At 62.9% G+C, this 23,563-nt stretch carries 21 protein-coding genes; 12 read left to right on the forward strand and 9 right to left on the reverse strand.

All coding sequences use genetic code 11. From position 1 onward, the window contains the following. Window positions 1–98: 98 nt before the first annotated feature. Window positions 99–521 (forward strand): ATP-dependent zinc protease, encoded by a 423-nt coding sequence (locus tag QMX89_RS14090; RefSeq protein WP_236690498.1) that lies wholly within the window; start codon window positions 99–101, stop codon window positions 519–521. Beyond that, entirely contained in the window at window positions 518–1,423 is a 906-nt protein-coding gene (gene rimK, locus QMX89_RS14095; protein ID WP_049860240.1) for a 30S ribosomal protein S6--L-glutamate ligase, read from the forward strand. The genes QMX89_RS14090 and rimK overlap by 4 nt, the downstream gene beginning before the upstream one ends. 3 nt (window positions 1,424–1,426) lie before the next feature. Here the strand turns inward: rimK and QMX89_RS14100 are convergent, their stop codons facing one another. Both QMX89_RS14100 and ompR read right to left on the reverse strand, forming a co-directional pair. Continuing rightward, complete coding sequence (locus QMX89_RS14100) at window positions 1,427–2,740, reverse strand: ATP-binding protein (RefSeq protein ID WP_049860241.1); 1,314 nt, start codon at window positions 2,738–2,740, stop codon at window positions 1,427–1,429. Between the two features lie 114 nt (window positions 2,741–2,854). Then, entirely contained in the window at window positions 2,855–3,595 is a 741-nt protein-coding gene (ompR, locus tag QMX89_RS14105) for a two-component system response regulator OmpR (RefSeq protein WP_043192310.1), read from the reverse strand. 273 nt (window positions 3,596–3,868) lie between these two features. Between ompR and QMX89_RS14110 the strand changes: the two genes are divergently transcribed. The 3 genes from QMX89_RS14110 to gshA all read left to right on the forward strand — a co-directional run bounded on the left by QMX89_RS14110 (window position 3,869) and on the right by gshA (window position 8,331). Continuing rightward, the gene (locus QMX89_RS14110) at window positions 3,869–6,187 is read left to right on the forward strand and encodes a Tex family protein (protein WP_282348664.1); all 2,319 of its coding nucleotides are present in this window, start codon (window positions 3,869–3,871) and stop codon (window positions 6,185–6,187) included. Then, complete coding sequence (locus tag QMX89_RS14115) at window positions 6,187–6,570, forward strand: PaaI family thioesterase (protein ID WP_282348665.1); 384 nt, start codon at window positions 6,187–6,189, stop codon at window positions 6,568–6,570. Before QMX89_RS14110 ends, QMX89_RS14115 begins: the two co-directional genes overlap by 1 nt. 177 nt (window positions 6,571–6,747) lie before the next feature. After that, a complete protein-coding gene (gshA, locus tag QMX89_RS14120) occupies window positions 6,748–8,331 on the forward strand; it encodes a glutamate--cysteine ligase (RefSeq protein ID WP_282348666.1) in 1,584 nt (527 codons plus the stop codon). 147 nt (window positions 8,332–8,478) lie between these two features. On the opposite strand, the gene argA is transcribed toward gshA, so the two are convergent. Both argA and argE read right to left on the reverse strand, forming a co-directional pair. Next, a complete protein-coding gene (gene argA, locus QMX89_RS14125; protein ID WP_049860245.1) occupies window positions 8,479–9,777 on the reverse strand; it encodes an amino-acid N-acetyltransferase in 1,299 nt (432 codons plus the stop codon). Window positions 9,778–9,910: 133 nt separating this feature from the next. Beyond that, window positions 9,911–11,065, reverse strand: a complete 1,155-nt coding sequence (gene argE / locus QMX89_RS14130) for an acetylornithine deacetylase (RefSeq protein WP_282348667.1) — start codon at window positions 11,063–11,065, stop codon at window positions 9,911–9,913. Window positions 11,066–11,204: 139 nt separating this feature from the next. On the opposite strand from argE, the gene QMX89_RS14135 reads away from it, so the two are divergent. Continuing rightward, window positions 11,205–12,572, forward strand: coding sequence for a CYTH domain-containing protein (locus QMX89_RS14135; protein WP_282348668.1), 1,368 nt, complete (start codon window positions 11,205–11,207; stop codon window positions 12,570–12,572). Window positions 12,573–12,660: 88 nt separating this feature from the next. On the opposite strand, the gene QMX89_RS14140 is transcribed toward QMX89_RS14135, so the two are convergent. Further along, the gene (locus QMX89_RS14140) at window positions 12,661–13,131 is read right to left on the reverse strand and encodes an Lrp/AsnC family transcriptional regulator (protein WP_049860248.1); all 471 of its coding nucleotides are present in this window, start codon (window positions 13,129–13,131) and stop codon (window positions 12,661–12,663) included. 126 nt (window positions 13,132–13,257) lie between these two features. Here QMX89_RS14140 and QMX89_RS14145 point away from each other — a divergent pair, with 126 nt between their 5' ends. From QMX89_RS14145 to QMX89_RS14155, 3 genes are all read left to right on the forward strand, one after another. Next, window positions 13,258–13,584, forward strand: coding sequence for a hypothetical protein (locus QMX89_RS14145; protein ID WP_282348670.1), 327 nt, complete (start codon window positions 13,258–13,260; stop codon window positions 13,582–13,584). Window positions 13,585–13,685: 101 nt separating this feature from the next. Further along, window positions 13,686–15,473, forward strand: a complete 1,788-nt coding sequence (locus QMX89_RS14150; RefSeq protein ID WP_282348671.1) for a type II/IV secretion system protein — start codon at window positions 13,686–13,688, stop codon at window positions 15,471–15,473. Window positions 15,474–15,596: 123 nt separating this feature from the next. Beyond that, the gene (locus QMX89_RS14155; RefSeq protein WP_043192301.1) at window positions 15,597–15,914 is read left to right on the forward strand and encodes a DUF2388 domain-containing protein; all 318 of its coding nucleotides are present in this window, start codon (window positions 15,597–15,599) and stop codon (window positions 15,912–15,914) included. Between the two features lie 107 nt (window positions 15,915–16,021). Here QMX89_RS14155 and betT read toward each other — a convergent pair whose 3' ends face one another. Together betT and epsC are read right to left on the reverse strand one after the other, a co-directional pair. Continuing rightward, complete coding sequence (betT, locus tag QMX89_RS14160) at window positions 16,022–17,983, reverse strand: choline transporter BetT (protein WP_177331308.1); 1,962 nt, start codon at window positions 17,981–17,983, stop codon at window positions 16,022–16,024. A gap of 235 nt (window positions 17,984–18,218) precedes the next feature. Then, the gene (epsC, locus tag QMX89_RS14165; protein ID WP_049860252.1) at window positions 18,219–19,157 is read right to left on the reverse strand and encodes a serine O-acetyltransferase EpsC; all 939 of its coding nucleotides are present in this window, start codon (window positions 19,155–19,157) and stop codon (window positions 18,219–18,221) included. Between the two features lie 240 nt (window positions 19,158–19,397). On the opposite strand from epsC, the gene tcyJ reads away from it, so the two are divergent. The 3 genes from tcyJ to tcyN are packed head-to-tail and all read left to right on the forward strand — an operon-like array spanning window position 19,398 to window position 21,608. After that, on the forward strand, window positions 19,398–20,189 hold the full coding sequence (tcyJ, locus tag QMX89_RS14170; RefSeq protein WP_049860253.1) for a cystine ABC transporter substrate-binding protein: 792 nt from the start codon (window positions 19,398–19,400) through the stop codon (window positions 20,187–20,189). Then, window positions 20,186–20,854 (forward strand): cystine ABC transporter permease, encoded by a 669-nt coding sequence (gene tcyL / locus QMX89_RS14175; RefSeq protein ID WP_122742938.1) that lies wholly within the window; start codon window positions 20,186–20,188, stop codon window positions 20,852–20,854. The genes tcyJ and tcyL overlap by 4 nt, the downstream gene beginning before the upstream one ends. A gap of 4 nt (window positions 20,855–20,858) precedes the next feature. Beyond that, the gene (gene tcyN, locus QMX89_RS14180) at window positions 20,859–21,608 is read left to right on the forward strand and encodes an L-cystine ABC transporter ATP-binding protein TcyN (protein WP_056844707.1); all 750 of its coding nucleotides are present in this window, start codon (window positions 20,859–20,861) and stop codon (window positions 21,606–21,608) included. Between the two features lie 6 nt (window positions 21,609–21,614). Here the strand turns inward: tcyN and QMX89_RS14185 are convergent, their stop codons facing one another. Together QMX89_RS14185 and QMX89_RS14190 are read right to left on the reverse strand one after the other, a co-directional pair. Continuing rightward, entirely contained in the window at window positions 21,615–22,523 is a 909-nt protein-coding gene (locus tag QMX89_RS14185; protein WP_056844708.1) for an SdiA-regulated domain-containing protein, read from the reverse strand. Between the two features lie 126 nt (window positions 22,524–22,649). Next, the gene (locus QMX89_RS14190; protein WP_282348672.1) at window positions 22,650–23,561 is read right to left on the reverse strand and encodes an SdiA-regulated domain-containing protein; all 912 of its coding nucleotides are present in this window, start codon (window positions 23,559–23,561) and stop codon (window positions 22,650–22,652) included. Window positions 23,562–23,563: the final 2 nt, after the last annotated feature.

Genomic DNA, 23,563 nt, shown 5'->3' on the forward strand with positions numbered 1-23,563 from the left:
TATACGGGTCCACCCCTACCTCTTGCGGTTTGCCGAATTTGAAAACATTTGATCACCTGACCGTCATCGGTCTGCGCGAGTGGGTGGCGCTGCCCGACCTGGGTGTCGCCGGCCTGCGCGCCAAGATCGACACCGGCGCCAGCACCTCCAGCCTGCACGCCACGGACATCGAACCGTTTACCCGTGCCGGTGAGAAGTGGGTGCGTTTCACCGCCCACCTGGGCACCGTGGTGCAACTGCGCCACAGACGCTGTGAAGCGCCGCTGGTGGCCATGAAGACCATCAAGAGCTCCAATGGCCATGCGCAGACGCGCTACGTGATCAAGACCACCCTGGCCCTGGGCGACCGGGTCTGGACGGTCGAATTCACCCTGGCCTGCCGTAAATCCATGCGTTACCGCCTGCTGCTGGGTTCCAAGGCGCTGGTCCATGGCCAACTGGTCGTGAACCCTGGCGTCACCTACGTTCAAGACAAGCCGGTGTTCCCGGCCTCTACTACCTCTGCCACAGGTGTTGCATGAAGATCGCTGTGCTGTCGCGCAATCCGCGTCTGTATTCCACTCGTCGTCTGATCGAAGCCGGCACTGCCCGTGGCCATGAAATGGTCGTGATCGACACACTGCGCGCGTACATGAACATCGCCAGTCACAAGCCGCAGATCCACTACCGGGGCAAGCCGCTGCAGGGCTTCGATGCGGTCATTCCGCGCATCGGTGCGTCGGTCACCTTCTATGGCTGTGCGGTGCTGCGTCAGTTCGAAATGATGGACGTCTTTCCGCTGAACGAATCGGTGGCCATCGCCCGCTCGCGCGACAAGCTGCGCTCGCTGCAACTGCTGTCGCGGCGCGGCATCGGCCTGCCTGTCACCGGCTTCGCCCACTCGCCGGACGACATCCCCGACCTGATCAGCATGGTCAATGGCGCCCCGCTGGTGATCAAGGTGCTCGAAGGCACACAGGGCATCGGCGTGGTGCTGTGTGAAACCGCTACCGCCGCCGAGTCGGTGATCGAGGCGTTCATGGGCCTCAAGCAGAACATCATGGTTCAGGAGTACATCAAGGAAGCCGGCGGCGCCGACATTCGCTGCTTCGTGGTGGGTGACAAGGTGATTGCAGCCATGAAACGCCAGGCCAAACCCGGTGAGTTTCGCTCCAACCTGCATCGTGGCGGCAGCGCCAGCTTGATCAAGATCACCCCGGAAGAGCGCATGACCGCGATCCGCGCAGCCAAGGTGATGGGGCTCAGCGTCGCCGGCGTGGACATCCTGCGCTCCAACCATGGCCCCTTGGTGATGGAGGTCAATTCATCGCCTGGCCTGGAAGGCATCGAGGTGACTACCGGCAAGGACGTGGCCGGGATGATCATCGAGCACATCGAAAAGAACAGAGGCCCGAACATGACCCGCACCAAGGGCAAGGGCTAGTTCCTAGACAGCATCCCTGGGCAGCATCAGGCCCAGTGGTAGCCGCACCCGCGCCTCCAGCCCGCCCGTCGAGCGATTGCGCAGTTCCACGTTGCCGCCATGCATGGCGGCAATGCGCTTGACGATCGCCAGACCCAACCCGGTGCCCTTGCCACTGCGCGCGCGATCGCCGCGGATGAACGGGTCGAAGATGCCAACCAGTTCCCCCGGATCGATACCGGCGCCACGGTCCAGCACGCTGAGCACCACATAGGGCGCGTTGTCGTCGCCCGAAACGTTGACCGCCACCTCCACACCGCTGCCGGCATGGTAGAGCGCGTTGCCGATCAGGTTGTTCAACAGCCGCTTCATCGACACCCGGCGCAGCGGGAACGGTGGGATCGGTTCCAGGCGAAGCAATACCTGCTCCTGCGCCTGGTTGTAGGGCGCAACGACTTCCTGCACCAGATTCCCCAGATCGACGACCTCGACTTTTTCGTCGCGTCCGTCGCGAATGAAGGCCAGGAACTGATCGAGGATCGCGTCCATGTCCTCGATGTCGCGGACCATGTCAGGGGTGAATTCGTTGTCCGAGGTCATCAGTTCCAGCGACAGCCGCAGCCGGGTCAGCGGCGTGCGCAGGTCATGGGAGACGCCGGCAAGCATCAGCTCGCGCTCGCGACCGGCCTGTTCGACGTCTTCGGCCATCTGGTTGAACGCCCGGTACACCTCGGTCATCTCACTGGGCGTATCGCTCACCGGCAGGCGCACGCTGCGGCCCTGCCCCAGCTGACGGGCGGCGAACACCAGACGCTTGAGCGGTTGGTTGAGCTGACGCACGAAGATCCAGGCCGAAGCGGTCGACAACAGGCCGATCGCCAGAAACCAGCCCAGTACGCTCCAGATCTTCTGCCCGCGCAACGGGTGCGGGTACAAAGGCACCTTCAACCAGCCAGCGCCCAGGCTCGGCGCACGCACCCACAGGGCGGGCGGCGCATGGACGCGCAAGCGCACTTCGGTGTCCTCGCCCAGCTCGGCCTGCATCTGGCGTTGGTAGATTTCACTGTACGGCCAATGCTGTTCGCCTTCTGGCACACCGCCGCCGACCACGCGAATCAAGCCTGCGGCGTCAGCGATCTGGTCGCGATTGTTCTCGTCCGCCGCCCAGTAGGCACGCAGGGTCAGCGCCACACCGTGACTGTACTGGCGGTCGACCAGCACGTCTTCGTTCATCAACAGGTAGACCAAGGTCAGAGCCTTGGAAAACAGGACGACGACCAGCACCAGCCAGAGGGTTCGGGCGAAGAAACTTTGGGGAAACCAGACAGGGGTCTTCATTGCGCGGCGGTCACATACGTTGCAGGAGCGAGCAGGCTCGCAGACATTCTGAATGACGAATATCCCGAATCAACATGTGATTCAGGATATCGACCCTACAAAAACCCCTGAAGTCTACCGGGCGGCGTTGCCATCGGGTACGAATACGTAACCCACGCCCCATACCGTTTGGATGTATCGCGGCTTGGACGGATCGGGTTCGATCATGCGGCGCAGGCGCGAGATCTGCACGTCGATGGAGCGCTCCAGAGCGTCCCATTCACGTCCACGGGCCAGGTTCATCAGCTTGTCGCGGGTCAGTGGCTGACGAGCGTTCATCACCAGGGCCTTGAGCACGGCGAACTCGCCGGTGGTAAGCATGTGCACTTCGTCGCCGCGCTTGAGCTCGCGGGTGGCCAGGGACAGCTCGTAGTCGCCGAAGGACACCGATTCGTCCTCGCTGCCCGGAGCGCCCGGCACCGGTGCCGACTGACGACGCAGCACGGCCTTGACCCGGGCCATCAGCTCGTCGGGGTTGAAGGGCTTGGCCAGGTAGTCGTCCGCGCCCAGTTCCAGACCCTTGATGCGGCTGAGTTCGTCACCCTTGGCGGTCAACATGATGATCGGGACCTGATTGTTGCCGGCGCGCATGCGGCGGCAGGCGGACAGGCCATCTTCGCCGGGCAGCATCAGGTCCAGCACCACCAGATGGAACACTTCGCGAGCCAGCAGGCGATCCATTTGCTCGACGTTGGGCACGGCGCGCGCACGGTAGCCTTTGCTGGTGAAGAATCGCTCCAGCAAGCTGCTCAATCCCGGATCGTCGTCAACGATGAGGATCTTTTCACCTTCGGCTGCTTGTGCGGTACTGCTCATGGGTTGCTCCTCTGATCTCGGCGCGCATTATGGCGTAGCTGCCGACGCTCGTGCCGTGTGCATTGTTAGCAGATTTTTCTTTGGCCGCCAGCCACATTCCTTGATCGTCAAGGCTTGGGGTTCGCGCCGAGACGATATCGCTGGGTATACTGCGCGGCTCGTCAGCGGCAACGTTCGCATGAAAGCGTCCGCTGCCACGGTGCCCGAAACGTGCCCATACACCAGGCATACGGGGGACTGCACCTTGTACCTATCATTTTTCAGGTGGTTATCATGATCAGCATAAACAGCCGCATCGCCGAGGAACTCGGCGTCCGCCCTCAACAGGTCGAAGCGGCCGTCGCACTGCTGGATGAAGGTTCGACCGTGCCTTTCATCGCTCGTTACCGCAAGGAGGCGACCGGCAGCCTGGACGACACCCAGCTGCGTCACCTCGAAGAGCGCCTGCGCTACCTGCGCGAACTCGACGAGCGCCGCGCCAGTATCCTGGCCAGCATCGAGGAACAGGGCAAGCTGACGCCCGAGCTGACCCGCGAGATCCAGCAGGCCGATACCAAGACACGCCTGGAAGACCTCTACCTGCCGTACAAGCAGAAGCGCCGCACCAAGGGCCAGATCGCCCTGGAAGCCGGCCTTGGCGAGCTGGCCGACGGCCTGTTCGCCGATCCGACGCTGAACCCGGAAATCGAAGCAGCCCGCTTCGTCGACGGCGATAAAGGTGTGCTCGACGTCAAGGCAGCACTGGAAGGCGCCAAGTACATCCTGATGGAGCGCTTCGCCGAAGACGCCACACTGCTGGCCAAGCTGCGCGGCTTCCTCAAGCAGGAAGCGGTACTCAGCGCCCGAGTGCTGGCAGGCAAGGAAGAAGAAGGCGCCAAGTTCCGCGACTACTTCGAGCACGACGAGCCACTCAAGAGCATGCCCTCGCACCGCGCCCTGGCCATTTTCCGCGGGCGCAACGAAGGCATTCTCGGCTCTTCGCTGAAAGTGGGCGAAGAACTTCCGGGCACCCTACACCCGTGCGAGATGATGATCGGCGAGCACTTCGGCGTGAAAAATCAGCAGCGCGCCGCCGACAAGTGGCTCGGTGAGGTGGTGCGCTGGACGTGGAAGGTCAAGCTCTACACCCACCTGGAAACCGACCTGCTGAGCGAGCTGCGCGAGAACGCCGAAAGCGAAGCCATCAACGTCTTCGCACACAACCTGCATGACCTGCTGCTGGCCGCCCCGGCGGGTCCGCGCGCCACCCTCGGCCTGGACCCTGGCCTGCGTACCGGCTGCAAGGTGGCGGTGGTGGATGCGACCGGCAAGTTGCTCGATCACGCCACGGTGTACCCGCACGTGCCTCACAACAAATGGGACCAGACCCTGGCCACGCTGGCTGCACTGTGCGCCAAGCATGCCGTGGACCTGATCGCCATTGGCAATGGCACTGCCAGCCGCGAGACCGACAAGCTGGCCGCCGAGCTGATCAAGAAATACCCCGGCCTGAAAATGACCAAGGTCATGGTTTCCGAAGCCGGTGCCTCGGTGTATTCGGCCTCGGAGCTGGCGGCGCGTGAGTTTCCCGACCTGGACGTATCGATCCGCGGTGCGGTGTCCATCGCTCGGCGCCTGCAGGATCCACTGGCCGAACTGGTCAAGATCGATCCGAAATCCATCGGTGTGGGTCAGTACCAGCACGACGTCTCGCAGCTCAAGCTGGCACGCGGCCTGGATGCCGTGGTGGAAGACTGCGTGAACGCCGTGGGCGTGGACGTCAACACCGCCTCCGTGGCCCTGTTGGCGCGTATTTCCGGGCTCAATGCCACGCTGGCGCAGAACATCGTCGCCCACCGCGATGAGCACGGTGCGTTCCGGACCCGCGCAGCACTGAAGAAAGTCTCGCGCCTGGGCGAAAAAACCTTCGAACAGGCGGCCGGCTTCCTGCGCGTCATGAACGGCGACAATCCGCTGGACGCCTCGGCCGTGCACCCCGAAGCCTATGTGCTGGTGCAGCGCATCGCCGCCGGTACCGATCGGGATATCCGTTCGCTGATCGGCGACAGCGGTTTCCTCAAGCGCCTGGACCCGAAAAAATTCACCGATGAAACCTTCGGCCTGCCGACCGTGACCGACATCCTGCAGGAGCTGGACAAGCCGGGCCGCGACCCGCGTCCGGAGTTCAAGACCGCCGAGTTCCAGGACGGTGTGGAAGAGCTCAAGGACCTGCAACTGGGCATGGTGCTCGAAGGCGTGGTGACCAACGTGACCAACTTCGGCGCCTTCGTCGATATCGGCGTGCACCAGGACGGTCTGGTGCACATCTCGGCGCTGTCGGAAAAATTCATCAAGGATCCGCGTGAAGCGGTGAAGGCCGGCGACGTGGTCAAGGTCAAGGTGATGGAAGTGGACATTCCGCGCAAACGCGTGGGGCTGTCGATGCGCATGGGCGACACGCCCGGCGAGAAGATCGACGGTGCAAGGGGCAGCCGTCCCGGTGCCGCAGCCCGTCAGCAGGCCGCTCCGACCCGCGTCAAGGAAGCCGCCGCGCCCGCCAACGGCGCCATGGCGTCGTTGTTCGCCAATGCCAAACAGTTGAAGAAACGCTGATGCAGATCGACGACGATCTGACCCAGAGCGCCTACTTTCGCGAGCTCGGCTGCCAGGTGCGACGCCTGGATGCCGGTGTGGCGGAAGTGGCACTGCCCATGGCCGAGCACCTGCGCAACCGCGGCCAGGTGATGCACGGCGGGGCCATCTTCAGTCTGGTCGACATTGCCATGGGCCTGGCGTGCTCGACCGCCCACGGTTTCGATAATCAAAGCGTCACGCTCGAATGCAAGATCAATTACCTTCGCGCGGTGTCAGAAGGTGAGGTGATCTGCAAGGCCCAGGTATTGCACGCCGGCCGACGCACGATGGTGGTGGAGGCCGAGGTGCTTCAGGGCGAAAAACTGATGGCAAAGGCACAAGGTACTTTCGTGGTTCTCTAGCCCGAAGGGGTCGTTCTGCGGTAATTTCGGCACGGCGCAGGCGGTGTCGATTGCAGTACGGCCTGTACCTTGCCCGATCGAAACCAGGCGACGACGCCGGTTCCTTTTTGTCTTCACCCTTGCAGACCGTCCGCTCCACCCCCATATCGGGGCGACTGACGCGTGAAGGAATCCAACTTGAGCGAATTTCTCAACCGCCGCCTGACTTTGCTCGGCGAGCCTGCCACCCTTTCTCTGCTCGCGCAGTGCCTGCATGGCATCGAGCGTGAGTGCCTGCGCGTCAACCACGAGGGTCGCCTGGCACAGACGCCGCACCCCGAGGCGCTGGGATCGGCGCTGACCAACGAACAGGTCACCACGGATTACTCCGAATCGCTGCTGGAATTCATCACGCCCGCACTCGAGGATCCCGCACAGACCCTGCACAGCCTGGAGCAGATTCACCGCTTCGTGTATAGCAAGCTGGGCAGCGAGTACCTGTGGAGTCCCTCCATGCCCTGCCCGCTGCCGGCCGAGGAAGATATTCCGCTGGCCTACTACGGCACCTCGAACATCGGCCGCCTCAAGTACGTCTATCGCCAGGGCCTGTCCCTGCGTTACGGCCGCACCATGCAGTGCATCGCCGGCATTCACTACAACTTCTCCCTGCCCGAGCAGCTGTGGCCGGTGCTCAAGCAGGCTGATGGCTATGTCGGTACCGATCGTGATTACCAGTCTTCCGCGTACATCGCGCTGATTCGAAATTTCCGTCGCTACAGCTGGTTGCTGATGTACCTGTTCGGCGCCTCGCCGGCACTGGATGCCGGCTTCCTGCGCGGCCGCGCCCATCAGCTCGAGCAGTTGGATGCACAAACCCTGTACCTGCCCTACGCCACCAGCCTGCGCATGAGCGACCTGGGGTACCAGAGCAATGCCCAGGCCGGCCTGACGCCCTGCTACAACGATCTGGCCAGCTACACCGACAGCCTGCGCAAGGCGGTGGCCACGCCGTATCCGCCGTATGTGCAGGTGGGCACGCACAAGGACGGCGAATGGGTGCAGTTGAACACCAACATCCTGCAGATCGAGAACGAGTACTACTCCAACATTCGTCCCAAGCGGGTGACCTACAGTGGCGAGCGGCCGATCCAGGCATTGATGGCTCGCGGTGTGCAGTACATCGAAGTGCGCTGCCTGGACATCAATCCGTTCCTGCCCACCGGGGTCGACCTGACCGAGTCACGCTTCCTCGATGCGTTCCTGCTGTTCTGTGCGCTGGAAAGCAGCCCGCAGATCGACAGCAACGAATGCGCGGCCTGTACCGGCAACTTCCTCAGCACGGTCAAGGAAGGTCGTCGGCCGGGCCTGCAGTTGCAGCGCAATGGCGAGGCGGTCGAGCTCAAGGCGTGGGCCGGCGATTTGCTGGAGCGTATCGACGCCGTCGCTGCATTGCTCGATCGCAGTACCGGTACCGATGAGCATGCCCAGGCGATGGCGGCGCAACGCGCTAAGGTCAGCGATCCTTCGCTGACGCCGTCGGCGCAGGTCCTGGCGAAGATGGCCGAGCAGAAACAGAGCTTCGCCGAGTTTTCCTTCAGCCAGAGCCAGACCCATGCCGAGTACTTCCGGCAACAGCCCCTGAGCAGCCAAGACCAGGCGCACTTCGAACAGCAGGCGCGCGATTCACTGGCCGCCCAGGCGACGCTCGAGGCCGAGGAAGTGGGCGATTTCGATGTGTTCGTCGGTTCCTATCAGGCAAGCATCCTGGCCATCAGCAACTGACAGCGCTGAATACCCTGCGGTATCTCTGCTGCACCGCAGCGCCCTTTTCGCGGGCAGAGCCCGCTCCCACAATGGATATGTGCTTATCTCATGTGGGAGCCGGGCTCTGCCCGCGAAGAAGGCGCCACCGGTCGGTCTGATGCGCCGCTATAGCGCCTTTTCGAAGATCTTCGAATTACGCTGGTAGTTGTACAGCGAGGCGCGTGCCGCTGGCAGGCGTTCGACCCCGCTGGGCACGAAGCCGCGCTCGCGGAACCAGTGCGCCGTGCGGGTGGTGAGCACGAACAAGGTGTTCAACCCCAACGCCCGCGCCCGCTCTTCGATACGTTCGAGCAACTCGTCGCCACGACCGCCATGGCGGTATTCCGGATTCACCGCCAGGCACGCCAGCTCGCCGGTCTGTGAATCGGCGATCGGGTACAGCGCGGCGCAGGCAATGATCATGCCTTCACGCTCGACCACGCTGAACTGGGTGATCTCGCGCTCCAGCACTTCGCGAGAGCGGCGTACCAGGATGCCCTGCTCTTCCAGCGGGCTGATCAAGTCCAGCAAGCCACCGACGTCTTCGATGTTGGCTTCGCGTACCTGTTCGAACTGCTCCTGCGCCACCAGGGTACCGCCACCATTGCGGGTGAACAGCTCGGTGAGCAATGCGCCATCTTCGGCGTAGCTGACGATGTGCGCGCGGCTGACGCCCCCCTTGCACGCCTGGGCGGCCGCATCGAGCAATTCCCCCTGGTAATCGTTGCCCAGTCGCAACAGGTGCGCCGGCACCTGCTGCGGGCGCAGTTCGCGCACCAGGTGACCGGTTTCATCGAGCAGCCCCGGCTCGGCACCGAACAGCAGCAGCTTGTCGGCCGCCAGGTCGATGGCGGCCCGTGTTGCGACGTCTTCACAGGCAATGTTGAAGATCTCGCCGGTAGGCGAGTAACCCAGCGGCGACAACAGCACGATCGAGCGTTCGTCGAGCAGGCGGTTGATGCCCTTGCGATCGACCCGACGCACCTCGCCGGTATGGTGATAGTCGACACCCTCGACCACGCCGATCGGCCGCGCCGTGACCAGATTGCCGCCGGCCACGCGCAACCGCGAGCCCTGCATCGGCGAGGACGCCATGTCCATGGACAGGCGCGCCTCGATGGCGATCCGCAGATGGCCCACCGCATCGATGACACACTCGAGCGTGGCCGCATCGGTAACCCTGAGGTTGCGATGATAGTGCGGGCTCAGGCCGCGCGCGGCCAGACGGCTTTCGATCTGCGGGCGCGATCCGTGGACCAGCACCAGGCGCACACCCATGCTGTGCAACAGCACCAGGTCGTGGACGATATTGCCGAAGTTGGGGTGGGCAACGCCCTCGCCGGGCAGCATCACCACGAAGGTACAGTCACGGTGGGCATTGATGTAGGGAGAAGCGTGGCGAAGCCAATTCACGTAGTCGGGCATAACGGCAGAAGCCTGTAGAAAAGTGGGACGAAAAGCATCACTCGGCGCACAGCGGTATGAGGGTTATCGTCGTGACAGGCTTGGCAACACGCGCGCACTCCTTGCAGGGATGACGGCCCGCAGGCACGCCGATTTAGGCAATCACCGATTCGAGGCAGTAATGCTCGATCAGTTCACGCAATAGACGCACGGTAGGCTGCAAACGTGACATTTCCAGGTATTCGCCGGGCTGGTGCGCACAAGCGATGTTGCCTGGCCCCAGCACCAGGGTTTCGCAGCCCATGCTCTGGAAGTACGGCGCCTCGGTACCGAAGCCCACGGCCGCCGCCGTGTACCCCGTCAGCCGCTCGGCAACCCGCACCAGCTCGGTGTCGGCACGCTGCTCGAAGGGTGGCACCTCGGCGAACAGCGGTGCATAGTCGATCTTCACCTGGTGCAACTCGGCCAACGGCGCAAGCTTGCTGCGAATGGCGGTGCGCAGGACCTGTGGGTCCATGCCCGGCAACGGCCGCAGGTCGAACTCCAGCGAGCATTGCCCACAGATGCGGTTGGGGTTGTCGCCGCCATGGATGCAGCCCAGGTTCAGGGTCGGTTGGGGCACGCTGAACTGCGCGTTGTTGTATTCGCGCTGCCATTGCCGACGCAGGTTCATCAGCTCGCCGATTGCGCCGTGCATTGCTTCAAGGGCGCTGTGACCAAGGCTTGGGTCCGAGGAATGGCCACTGCGGCCAAGGATGTCGATGCGCTCCATCATCACCCCCTTGTGCAGGCGGATCGGCTTGAGCCCGGTCGGCTCGCCGATGACCGCGGCACGGCCCAGCGGCCGGCCGGCGGCGGCCAGCGCCTTGGCACCGGACATCGAGCTTTCTTCGTCACAAGTCGCAAGGATGATCAGCGGCTGCTTGAACGGCTGATCGATCAGGCCACGCACCGCCTCGATCGCCAGTGCGAAGAAGCCCTTCATGTCGCAGCTGCCCAGCCCGACCCAGCGTCCATCGACTTCGGTGAGCTTGAGCGGGTCGGTGTTCCACAGCGCCTCGTCGTAAGGCACCGTGTCGCTGTGCCCGGCCAGCACCAGACCGCCAGGGCCGCTGCCGAACGTGGCGATCAGGTTGAACTTGCCGGGCTCGACCTGCTGGATTTCGCAGGCGAAGCCCAGCTCGGTCAGCCAGTTGGCCAGCAGATCGATCACCGGGCCGTTGGACTGATCCAGGCTGGGCTGGGTGCAACTGACCGAAGGCGCCGCGATGAGGGCGGCGAATTGTTCCTGCATGGACGGCAATGGCATGACGATCCTCCCGAGGCGAGCCCCATCATAGAGCCATCGGGCGCCAAGAATAAACCGCCGCGGCACGACTGCTGTACACTGCACGGCCTTATCTAGTCATCAGCGCGTTGTTGTCCGCCAGCGCTTGGATTGCCCCCTCATGCACAAAGAAACCGAAATCAAACTGCGCGTCAGCCGCGAAACGCTCGCTGCTCTGCGTGAGCATCCCCTGCTGAAAAAGCGCAACAAAAGTGGCTGGGAGCGCCGAGAGCTGTTCAACCAGTACTTCGACACGCCTGCCCGCGAACTGGCAGCGGCCAAGGTCGCCCTGCGCCTGCGTCGCGATGGCGAAGAGGTCATCCAGACCCTCAAGACCCGTGGCAGCAGCGTGGCCGGGCTGTCGCAGCGCAACGAGTACGACTGGAACCTGCCCAAGGCCAAGCTCGATCTGAAGAAGCTCGACGGCGAATGCTGGCCCGAGCAACTGGCCGAGCTGGACAAGAAGACCATCAAGCCGGTATTCACCACCAACTTCGTCCGCGAGCGGGCGGAAATCGCCTGGGGCCGCGGCAAGGCCCGGGTGGTGATCGAAGCGGCCCTGGACCTGGGCAAGGTCATCGTCGGCAAGCAGTCCGAAGAGATCTGCGAACTGGAGCTGGAACTGCGTGAAGGCGAGCCGGCGGCATTGCTGGAGCTGGCCGCCGAGCTGGCCGAAAAACTGCCCCTGATGCCCTGCGACATCAGCAAGGCCGAGCGCGGCTATCGCCTCAGCGATCCGGACAGCTACGCGCTGAGCCTGCCCGCCCCCGAGCTGGGCGCCGAGACGACGCTCGACGATGCCTTTACCGCCCTGGCCTGGCACCTGTTGGCAAACAGCCAGCGACTGGCCGAGCAGTACCGCTTCAACGGCCACTGGCGCCTGCTGCAGGACTGGGTGCAACAGCTCATCGAGTTGCGCGGGTTGGTCGGCAGCCTGGGCCAGGCCGCACCGCGCGCCAGCAGCAACGAACTGCGCACTGCCCTGGACGCCCTGCTCGAAGACTGGCGCCCGCTGGTGCAGGCCGGGCAGGAAGACGAAGACGTGCGCAAGGCCGCACCCGAGCAGTTCGCCGAAGAGCTGCTGGACGTGCGCTGGGGCCAGTTCTCGCTGAACACCTCGCGCTGGCTGATGGGCCGCCTGTGGACGGTCGAGCGCAACAACCGCGGTAACCGTCAGGGCGCCGCTCAGCTGCAAAGCTGGCTAGGCCATCTGCTGGCCGAGGAAGGCGCAGCGCTGCAACTGCCCCGCTACCAGCAGCAACCTGAGGATCTGGCCGAGCAGTTGCCGCGTATCGAGCGGATCCAGAGCTGGCTGCATCTGGCCCGTGGCGTACTGGACGTGCCGGAAGTCGATCGCCTGTTCGGCGAGCTGAACAAGCTGCACGCTCTGGCCAGCCTGGACATCACCGATGAAGTGCTGGATGCGCGGATGCAACAGGCCATCGCCGTGAGTCAGAATCGCGCGTGGAAACTGTTGCTGCGCAAGTAAGCTTTGTGGTGTTTGGTCTGACTTTTTCGCGGCTGCTAGCCGCTCCTGCAGGGTGTTGTGAACCTGTAGGAGCGGCTGATCTCGCTAGTCACCGATCCACCGGCAGGCTGGTGGTCGACTTGATTTCGGACAGCGCCACCGTCGAATTCACCTCCTGAATGCCCGGCACCATCGACAACTTCTCGAAGAAGAAACGCTCGTAGGCCTCGATGTCCGGTGTGACGATGCGCAGCAGGAAATCGACATTGCCCATCAGCACATAGCACTCCAGCACCTCTGGAAAGCCCCTTATGGCCTCCGTGAATTCGGTGAAGTTCGAACGGCCGTGTGCGTTGAGTTTCACCTCGGCGAATATCTGTGTGTTCAAGCCGATCTTCTTGCGATCCAGCAGGGTCACCTGCGCCCGGATGACCCCCTCTTCCTTGAGCCGCTGGATGCGCCGCCAGCAAGGCGACTGCGACAACCCCACCTGCTCGGCAATCTGCGCGCTGGACAGCGTGGCGTCCTCTTGCAGCAACGCCAGAATGCGCCGGTCGTAAGCATCCAGCGGGCTGTGCATAATTATTTCTCCATTGTTCGAATTGTAAAATTGTTTGATTCAAGATAGCCCCATAACGAGCAAAGTTGGGCAAGAAATACCGTGTTGGCCATGGGAGACTTTCCCCATTGACCACGGAGATCACCCATGTCTGCCTTTGAATCGCTGACCCCGCTACGCCCGGATGTCTGGGCCGCTGGCAATCTGACCACCACCGTGCAGTTCAACCTGAGTGCAGAGATCGAAGCCGACGTGCTTTGCCGGGTGCTCAACCTGTTTGCCATGCAGTACCTGATTCCCTGTCAGCTCGCGGCCCGCCAGGTGGCGGACAGCCTGGAAATCCAGGTGCAAGTGAGCGAGTTGAGCTGGCATCGCGCACAGGTGATCGCGGAAAAGATGCGCAACCTGATCAGTGTCCTTGATGTGCAACTGGCCGATGCTCAGCATCCGGCCCATGTGCAATCGTACGCTTGAGTCGGCGACAAATGCGGCAATGGTTGCCATGAGGGCAATTTCCGGCATGGGCGCTAGGCTATGTGGCACGACAGATCGCGCACCGCCAAGGAGGCCCCCGCATGACCCTCGTCGCCACGACCCTGCGGCATCGCCCTGACTGCGACCTGTGCTTGCGTGAGCTGGTCGACGACTTGCTGGCCGACGGCCTTATCGGGCTGGAGCGCGCCCAGGCACTGCGCGACAGCCTCGACTACAAGGAACCGCTTCAGACACACCCCCTGCAACAACTCGCCGACTACCGATTACCCGATCTCCGCCAACCCGGACAATTGCTGACCCTCGAAGCGCTGACCCAATGGCTGGCGCAGCGTGCCGACCAACCGTACCTGCGCATCGATCCGTTGTGCATCGACGTACCCACCGTGGTGGCCTTGATGCCCCAGGCCTTTGCTCAGCGCCATGGAATCCTTGCCGTGGCCGTGGACGAGCACAGTGTCACCATCGCCAGCGCGCAACCGTGGCAGCGTCAATGGGAGGCCGACCTGGCCCAGGTGCTCAAGCGCACGATCAGGCGCGTGGTGGCCAATCCCGTCGACATCCAGCGCTTCACCGAACAGTTCTTCCAACTGGCCCGCTCGGTCAGCGGCGCCAAAGTCCAGGGCCAGTCAGGCCATGCGGGCAACCTGGAGCAACTGCTGCAGCTGGGCGACATGGTCGCGCCTGCCGCCAGCGACCAGCACGTGGTCAACATCGTCGACTGGCTGTTCCAATACGCGTTCGAGCAACGCGCCAGCGATATCCATATCGAGCCTCGACGAGACTTCGGAGCGTTGCGCTTTCGCATCGACGGCTTGCTGCATTGCGTGTACCGGTTCCCCGAACAGGTCACGCTGGCCATCGTCAGTCGCCTGAAAAGCCTGGGTCGCATGAATGTCGCCGAGAAGCGCAAGCCTCAGGATGGGCGGATCAAAACCCGCCTGCCCGAGGGCCAGGAGATCGAGTTGCGCCTGTCCACCCTGCCCACGGCCTTCGGTGAAAAGCTGGTGATGCGCATCTTCGACCCACAGGTGCTGCTCAAGGATTTCGCCCAGCTCGGCCTTGTGGCCGACGACCTGAGTCGCTGGCGGCAAATGACCACCCAGGCTCATGGCATCGTGCTGGTCACCGGCCCCACCGGCTCGGGCAAGACCACCACGCTGTACACCACCCTCAAGCAGCTGGCGACGCCGCAGATCAACCTGTGCACCATCGAAGACCCGATCGAGATGGTCGAACCGGCCTTCAATCAGCTGCAGGTACACCACAACATCGATCTGGACTTCGCCAGCGGCTTGCGTGCGCTGATGAGGCAGGATCCGGACATCATCATGATCGGCGAGATCCGCGACCTGGAGACGGCCGAGATGGCGATCCAGGCCGCCCTGACCGGCCATCTCGTGGTGTCGACCCTGCACACCAATGATGCCGTGGGCGCGATCACCCGGCTGCTGGAGCTGGGCGTCGCGCATTACCTGATCAAGGCCACAGTGCTGGGCGTCATGGCGCAGCGACTGGTACGCACGCTGTGCGTTGACTGCAAGGCGCCAACGCATATCGATCCGACAAGCTGGCAGGCCCTCATCGGGCCCTGGCGCATGGCCGTCCCGGAGGGTGCCCAGCGCGCCGTCGGTTGTCCGCGTTGTCGAGACACGGGTTACTGCGGGCGCGCCGGCGTGTATGAAGTGCTGCTGCTGAGCGATGGTGTGAAAGCCTGCATCGGCGCCAATACCGACTTCACTGCGCTCAGGCGCCAGGCGTGCAAGGAAGGTATGCGCAGTCTGCGCCTGGGGGGTGCGCGGCAGATCGCTGCCGGCCTGACCACGCTCGAGGAAGTACTGCGCGTGACCCCGCGCATCGACGCGATGTGAAGCCGCCACTGCGGGCCGCTCGACCGCCTCGGGGAACTTGAATGACATTGACCCTATCCAACGAGCAGAACGACAACTGCCCCGGATCACATTCGTACCGGATCACACTGTGGAGTCTCGATCATGCGCCTCAAAACCGCTGTTGCTACCCTCGCGTTGCTGTCCCTTCCCGTCAGCTCGGCCATGGCCGATCCCTTCTGGCGCAACGTGCTCTCCTCTGGCGCCACGACCGGCTCCTCCTACCTGACCTTCAAGGATCACAAGCTGATCATCGCCGCACAGGACGATGCCGGCAGCTTCGTGGCCAGCGAAGGCGGTATCCGCGGCCCGTATCTGGAAGCGGCGATCCAGAAAGTCCGTGCGCAGAACCCTGGTCTGGAAGCGTCCGACATGGACCTGGCCAACGCCATCCTGGCCAAGAACGCCGTCGCCGATAACTGACAGCGCGACCATAAAAAAACCCTCGCACATCGGTGCGAGGGTTTTTTTATGCGTGCAGCTTTTCTGCACCGGGTCGAGCGAGGGGCCTTGCGGCCCCTCTATGACGGTCAACGTACCAGATGCAGGAACTGCATGTGCCGTTCGTACTGATCGAGGATGTCGTTGATGATCTGCTCCTTGCTGTAGCCGACCAGATCGTAATCCTGGCTGCCTTCGGACAGATGCACCTCGGCTCGATAGTAGCGGCGGTTCTTGAGCTCCTGGTTGCCCATCCCGCCACGGGCGAAGGATGGCGTGAAGTAACCGCGCATCTGCACCTGATAGATGAATGGCCGCTCCTCGCCATGCCCGATTTCGAACGTGACGTTGTCGTGGCTGGTGTCCTCCTGGGTCACGGCATCCAAGCCCTTTTCGGCGAACGAGGCGGTCACTTCGGCCACTGCCGGGCGCACATGGGTGTCCATGAACCGGTACACCTCGTCACGCGAGGGGAAGCTCACGGCCTGGCTCAGGCGCTGTCGCCAGCCGCCGCGCCCAGGCCGCGAGCTGGCAACCGGGGCCAGCGAATACAACTGGGCGATCTTGCGCTGGCCTTCCATGTGGAAGGCCTTGTGCAGCCCCCACATCATCGCCAGCAGGATGATCGAGAACGGCAGCGAGGTCAGCACCACCGCCGATTTCAACGAATCGATGCTGCCGGCGAACAGCAGGCCACTGGTGACCAGCGCCGTCATCGCGCCCCAGAATACCCGCAGCCATTTCGGACCGTCTTCGTCCGGGTTGCCACCGCGTGCGGACAACGTCGAGAGCACGACAGTGCCCGAGTCGGCCGAGGTGACGAAGAACACGAAGCTGATGAACACGGTGACCGCGATCACTGTCCGCGCCCAAGGGTAGGTTTCCAGCAGCAGGTAGAGGGTCATCGACGGGTCGGTGATGGCCGACTGGCCGATCGCGGCCATGCCGTGATTGATCACCTGGTCGATCGCGCTGTTGCCGAAGATCGACATCCACGCCAGGGTGAAACCCAATGGAATCAGCAGCACGCCGAAGACGAACTCGCGAATGGTGCGTCCCCGCGAGATGCGCGCGATGAACAGCCCCACGAACGGCGACCAGGCAATCCACCAGGCCCAGTAGAACACCGTCCAGTTGCCCAGCCAGTCACTGGGTTTGTCATAGGCATAGACGTCGAAACTCTTGCTGGGCAGCGCGCCCAGATAGTCGCCGACGTTTTGCACCAGAGTGCTGAGCAGGTGCTGGGTCGGCCCCGCGAACAGCACGAACAGGAGCAGCGCACAGGCCAGCAGCATGTTGATGTCGGACATCACCCGCACGCCCTTGTCGACGCCGGAAACCGCCACCAGAATGGCTGCACCCATCATCAAGGTGATCAGAATCACCTGAACCCATTGGGTATGGGCCACACCGAACAGGTAATCCAGGCCCGAATTGAGGTGCAGGACGCCAAAGCCCATGTCGGCACCCAGGCCGAAGATGGTAGCAATGATGCCAAAGCCATCCACGGCGTAGCCGATCGGCCCGTTGATGCGTTTGCCGATCAGCGGGTAGAGCGCCGAGCGCAGCGCCAGCGGCAGGTTGTGACGATAGGCGAAATAAGCCAGCGCCATACCGACGAAGGCGAACACGCCCCAACCGTGCAAACCCCAGTGCAGGAACAGCAACTGCATGGCCTGACGTGCGGCTTCCTGGGTACCCGCCTCGCCCTGCGGCGGTTGCAGCATGTGGGTCAGCGGTTCGGACACGCAGAAGAAGAACAGGGTGATGCTGATACCGGCAGCGAACAGCATGCCGGCCCAGGACAGGTAGCTGAATTCGGGCTCGTCGTGATCGGCGCCCAGCTTGATCTTGCCGTAGCCCGACAGCGCGGTCACCACCACGAACACCAGGTACAGGGTCATGGCCAGCATGTAGTACCAGCCAACGGTGTTGGCCGCCCAGCTCTGCGCAGCCAACAACCATTGGCCGGCCGCCTGCGGGAAGGAAATGACGACGATGCCGAAAATCAGAATGAAGCTGGCGGCGAAGTAGAACACCGGAGGGTTCATGCGCACGTTGCCGCTGGGTGTCGATGAAGATGCACTCATGCGTTGTGCACTCCACACGTTCGGTAATGGAAGAAACTGGGCGTTTTCAGCAAGGGATGGCCTCCTGTTGAACGCGAATCGCGATCCATGGTTTTATTGAACGAGCGTTCAATTAAAACACGAGTGATGGGTAGATGGCCAATTGACGGGCCAAACGGTCCTGTTGAACAGGCCGCTGGCCGTGCGCCGTGTACGCTTATTTCTGGCTGCTGTCGTGCTGCACCAGATTGGCTTGGGTCAGGTTGCTGCCGGCGGGCACGGTGCGCGTGAGCCACACGTTGCCGCCGATGGTCGAGCCCTTGCCGATGGTGATGCGACCCAAAATGGTCGCCCCGGCATAGATGACCACATCGTCCTCGACGATCGGGTGGCGAGGATGACCTTTCTGCAATTGTCCGGACTCGTCCGCCGGGAAGCGCTTGGCGCCCAGGGTGACCTGCTGGTAGATACGCACCCGTTCACCGATCACGGCGGTTTCGCCGATCACCACGCCTGTGCCATGGTCGATGAAGAAACTCGGGCCGATTCGCGCCCCGGGGTGAATATCGATACCGGTCGCCGAATGGGCCAGTTCCGAGCTGATGCGCGCCAGCAACGGCAGGCCGGCCAGATACAGATGGTGAGCCAGACGATGATGAATCACCGCCAGCACGCCGGGGTAGCACAGCAGCACCTCATCGACGCTGCGCGCCGCCGGGTCGCCGTGGTAAGCCGCCAGCACATCGGTGTCGAGCAACCGCCGCAGGCCCGGCAGGGCGGCGGCGAAATCCTGGATCAACTGCAACGCTTTGGCGTCGACGGCCGGCAGGTCGCAGTCACCATTGCGCGCCGCATAACGCAGCTCCAGGCGAGCCTGGGTCAGCAGTTCGTTGAGCGCAGCGTCCAGGGTGTGGCCGACGTAGAAATCTTCGCTTTCCTCGCGCAGGTCCACCGGCCCCAGGCGCATCGGGAACAACGCACCGCACAACTGTTCGAGCACCTGGGCCATGGCCTCGCGCGAAGGCAGCTCGCGACCGCCCTGCATGCCGCAGCTGCGCCCGTTCTGCCGACGCCAATCGGACCGCGCCTCATGCAACTGGCCGACGATGGACTGTAACTGCCAATGGCCTTTGCGTGCCTGAGGAATGTCGTTCACGGTTATGTCCTGCCCTGTGCGAAAACAGCGATGGCCGCCGATAGGCGCCCACCATACGGGAAAAATCCTGGCACCAAAAAGAACGCTTTGGATCGATCGTGGAGCATCTGAACATAAGCCGGGGTCATACGTTCCGTGGCTACCGTTGGGACTTGTGGGCCAGCGTGGCGGTGCCTATAGTCCTGTTTTCCGATCGCGCCCCTCCTTCATCACGATCATCCATTACAACAAGGATTCGCCATGAATTTTCCCGCATTGCGCAAACACCTGCTGATCGCCGGTCTGGTTCTGGGCAGCTCGCTGCTGGGCCAGGCGGTCGCCGGCGAACAGTTGCAGAAGATCAAGGACGCCGGTGTCATCAATGTCGGCCTGGAGGGTACCTATCCACCGTTCAGCTTCGTCGATGAAAACGGCAAGCTGACCGGTTTCGAAGTGCAGCTTTCCGAGGCGTTGGCCAAGGAGCTGGGCGTCAAGGTCAAACTGCAGGCGACCCCGTGGGCCGGCATCCTCGCGGCGCTGGATTCCAAGCGTCTGGACATCGTGGTCAATCAGGTGACCATCTCCGAGGAGCGCAAGAAGAAGTACGACTTCTCCACGCCCTACACCATTTCCGGTATCCAGGCGGTGGTCGCCAAGAAGAACGCCGACAGCATCAAGCAGGCGTCGGACCTGGGGGGCAAGAAAGTCGGAATGGGCCTGGGCACCAACTACGAGCAGTGGCTCAAGGACAACGTGCCGAGCGCCATCGTGAAGACCTATGACGATGACCCCACAAAGTATCAGGACCTGCGCGTCGGCCGCATCGATGCCATCCTGGTGGATCGCCTGGCGGCCTTCGACCTGATCAACAAGACCAACGAGACCCTGGCCCTGGCCGGCGACGCGTTCTCGCGGCAGGAATCGGGGATCGCCGTGCGCAAGGGCGAACCGGAGCTGCTCAAGGCCATCGACGACGCTCTGGAGAAACTGCGCAAGGACGGCACCCTGGCCAAGCTCTCCAAGCAATGGTTCAGCGCTGACGTCACCCAATGATCGAGAGCAGCCTGCAGCTGATGCTCGATTCGGCGCCCTTTCTGCTCAAGGGCGCCTACTACACGATATTTCTCAGCCTGGGCGGCATGTTCTTCGGCTTGCTGCTGGGTTTCGGCCTGGCGCTCATGCGCCTGTCCAGAAGCCGGTTGCTGAGCTGGCCGGCGCGGGTCTACGTGTCGTTCTTCCGCGGCACACCGTTGCTGGTCCAGCTGTTCGTGATCTATTACGGCCTGCCCCAGGTCGGTATCGAGCTGGACCCACTGTCGGCGGCGCTGATCGGGTTTTCCCTGAACATGGCAGCCTATGCCTGCGAAATCCTGCGCGCAGCGATTGCGTCCATCGAGCGCGGTCAGTGGGAAGCAGCCGCCAGCATCGGCATGACCCGCGCGCAGACCCTGCGCCGGGCCATCCTGCCGCAGGCCATGCGCACCGCACTGCCGCCGCTGGGAAACAGCTTCATCTCGCTGGTCAAGGACACGGCGCTGGCCGCCACCATCCAGGTACCGGAGCTGTTCCGTCAGGCGCAGTTGATCACAGCACGCACGTTCGAGATCTTCACCATGTACCTGGCGGCCGCATTGATCTACTGGCTGTTGGCAAGCATTCTGGCGCACCTGCAGAATCACCTGGAACGGCGGGTCAACCGCCACGACCAAGAGGCGTGAAGCAATGATCGTGGTAAAGGGCCTGACCAAGCAGTTCAATGGTCACACGGTGCTCAAGGGCATCGATCTGGAGATCGCCGCCGGCGAAGTGGTGGCCATCATCGGCCCCAGCGGTTCGGGCAAGACGACCTTCCTGCGTTGCCTTAACCTGCTGGAAACACCCACCAGCGGCCGCATCCGCGTGGGCGACATCGAAATCGACGGTGCCCGCGTGGCACAGCAGCAAGGCTTGATTCGCGAGCTGCGCCAGCAAGTGGGCTTCGTCTTCCAGAACTTCAACCTGTTCCCCCATCGCACGGCATTGGAAAACGTCATCGAAGGGCCGGTGGTGGTCAAGAAAACGGCCATGGCCGAGGCGGTCGAACTGGGCCGCAGCCTGTTGGCGAAGGTGGGTCTGGCCGGCAAGGAGGACGCCTATCCCAGGCGGCTGTCGGGGGGGCAGCAGCAACGCGTGGCGATTGCCCGGGCACTGGCCATGCAGCCGCAGGTGATCCTGTTCGACGAACCGACTTCGGCGCTCGATCCGGAGCTGGTCGGCGAGGTGCTGGCGACCATTCGAGGCCTGGCGCAGGAACGGAGGACCATGGTCATCGTCACCCACGAGATGCAGTTCGCCCGGGACGTGGCCAACCGCGTGGTGTTCTTCGACCAGGGCGTGATCGTGGAACAGGGCCCGGCCCGTGAGTTGTTCGCCAACCCGCAGCAGGCGCGGACCCGGCAGTTTCTCGATAAATTCCTGCACCCCGAGCGGTAATACCGCTCAGGGTTTGCGGAACACGTAGAACAGGTTCGGTTCGCTGACCATGTACAGGTTGCCATCGTCGTCCATGGCGATGCCTTCGGGCTGCGGCACGCTCTTGCTCAAACCCTGGTGGCCTTTGCGCAGCGACATGGTGCTCAGGGGCCGCCCCTGCACGTCCAGTTCGACCACCAGCAGCGACTCGTCCGAGAGTGCCAGCAGGTGACCACTGCGTTCGTCGTACTGCAGGCTGGAAAGATCGCGCACGAATAGCCCGGCATCGCGCCGACGGTCCTGGGTGACCTGCACGTCCAGCGGCTTGTCACTCACCCCCCGTGGAAAACCCTGCACCTCGTAGATCAGCATGGGGTCGCGCTCGCGCGCCACGAACAGGCGCTTGCCGGCCGAATCGTAGGCCAGCCCTTCGAAGCCCTTGTTGCTTCGGCCACCGAAGTTGAGGCTCAACTGCTCGGCGTGCTGCGCATCGAGGATCTGCGTGGTGTCGTCGATGTTGATCTTGATAAGCCGTTGCTGGCGCTCGTCGGTGATCACATAGACACCGGGGCTGATGTACTCGACCGCTTCCGGGTCACCGAATCCGACCAGCTCGATCCGCCGCAGGATTTTGCCCTGCAGCGACAGTTCGATCAGCTCCGAGCGCTGGTTGGTGACGGTGAACAAGGTCTTGCGCGACGGGTCGAAGGTCAGCGCCGAAATGTCGTCGTCCAGACCTTCGATCACCTTGGCTTCGATATCCACCTGATAGCTGTCCAGATCGATCGCACCCGGCAGGGGCCCGCCCAGCCAGCGCTCGACATTGAAACTGGCGCGTTCGAGCCAGCGAAAGTGGTGCAGCGCGGCGAAGGCGCAGATCAGCGTGAGCAGTGCCGCGATCAGCAGCAGGTGTACGGGTCGAACGAAGAAACGCATCGCGTCGGGCTCTTGAATGAAGTGTGCGCATCAAACCATTAAATGATGAAGCCAAGCTTAAGTTTCTACGGATAAACCTGTAGGAAATTTCCGCAACATCACTGTACTGAAAGCGCGCTCGCCGCCTCAGTGCTTGCGCAACACGTAGAACAGATTTGGCTCGCTTACCAGATAGAGGGTGCCCTCGTCATCGATGGTCACCCCTTCAGCACGCGGGATGGTGTCCTTGAGTCCGTTCATGCCGCCCAGCAACGTCATGAAGCTCCATTGCTTGCCCGCTTCGTCATACTCCATCAGCAAGTGCGAGTCGGCCGACAGCAGCAGGCGGTGGCCGGTGCGAGGATCCACTGCCAGCGCCGAGAGGTTGCGCATGTCCAGGTCGGACGCATCCAGGCGTTGTTTCTCGCCGATGGGCTGGCCATCGCTGCCCAGCTTCAGCGAGAACAGCGCCGGTGGTCGCTCCTCGCCCAGCAACAGACGCTGGTTGCGCGGATCCCAGGCCAGCCCTTCGAAGGCCTTGTTCTGGTCCGTCGAAGGGCCGAGGTCGAACGATGCGAAATCGGCGATGTTCAGCTCGCGGGTGCCGGCGTCGACCTTGACCACAGTCAACTGGTGCTGGCGCTCGTCGATGATCGCCAGGCGCCCGTCGGGCAGCGTCGTGACCGCCTCCGGATTTTTCCAGCCGTTGAGTGGCATCTTGCGCAATACGTCGCCCTGCAGGCTCAGTTCGGTCAGGTAGGGATTCTTGCCCATGACCGCGAACAGCGTACGGGTCCCGGGGTGAAAGGTGATGTCCGAAGCCTCGTCGCCTTCCATGCCCGGCAAGTGCTTGCCGTCGATCACGGCCTTGTAGTCGGGCAACCAGATGCTGGCCTTGCGCTGCGCGCTGTTCTGCGTCCACTCCTGCACCCACAGCTCGGCCCGGTCGTCCCAGTGCAGGACCACGGCGACGATGTAGCCGCTCAGCATCACCAGCAGGGTCCACAGGTACCAACGTTTATACAGGGGGCGGGATGAATGCAGCGCGGCGCGGACCATGG

The sequence above is a fragment of the Pseudomonas sp. PS01301 genome (genome assembly GCF_029960215.1).
GTDB lineage: Bacteria > Pseudomonadota > Gammaproteobacteria > Pseudomonadales > Pseudomonadaceae > Aquipseudomonas > Aquipseudomonas coleopterorum.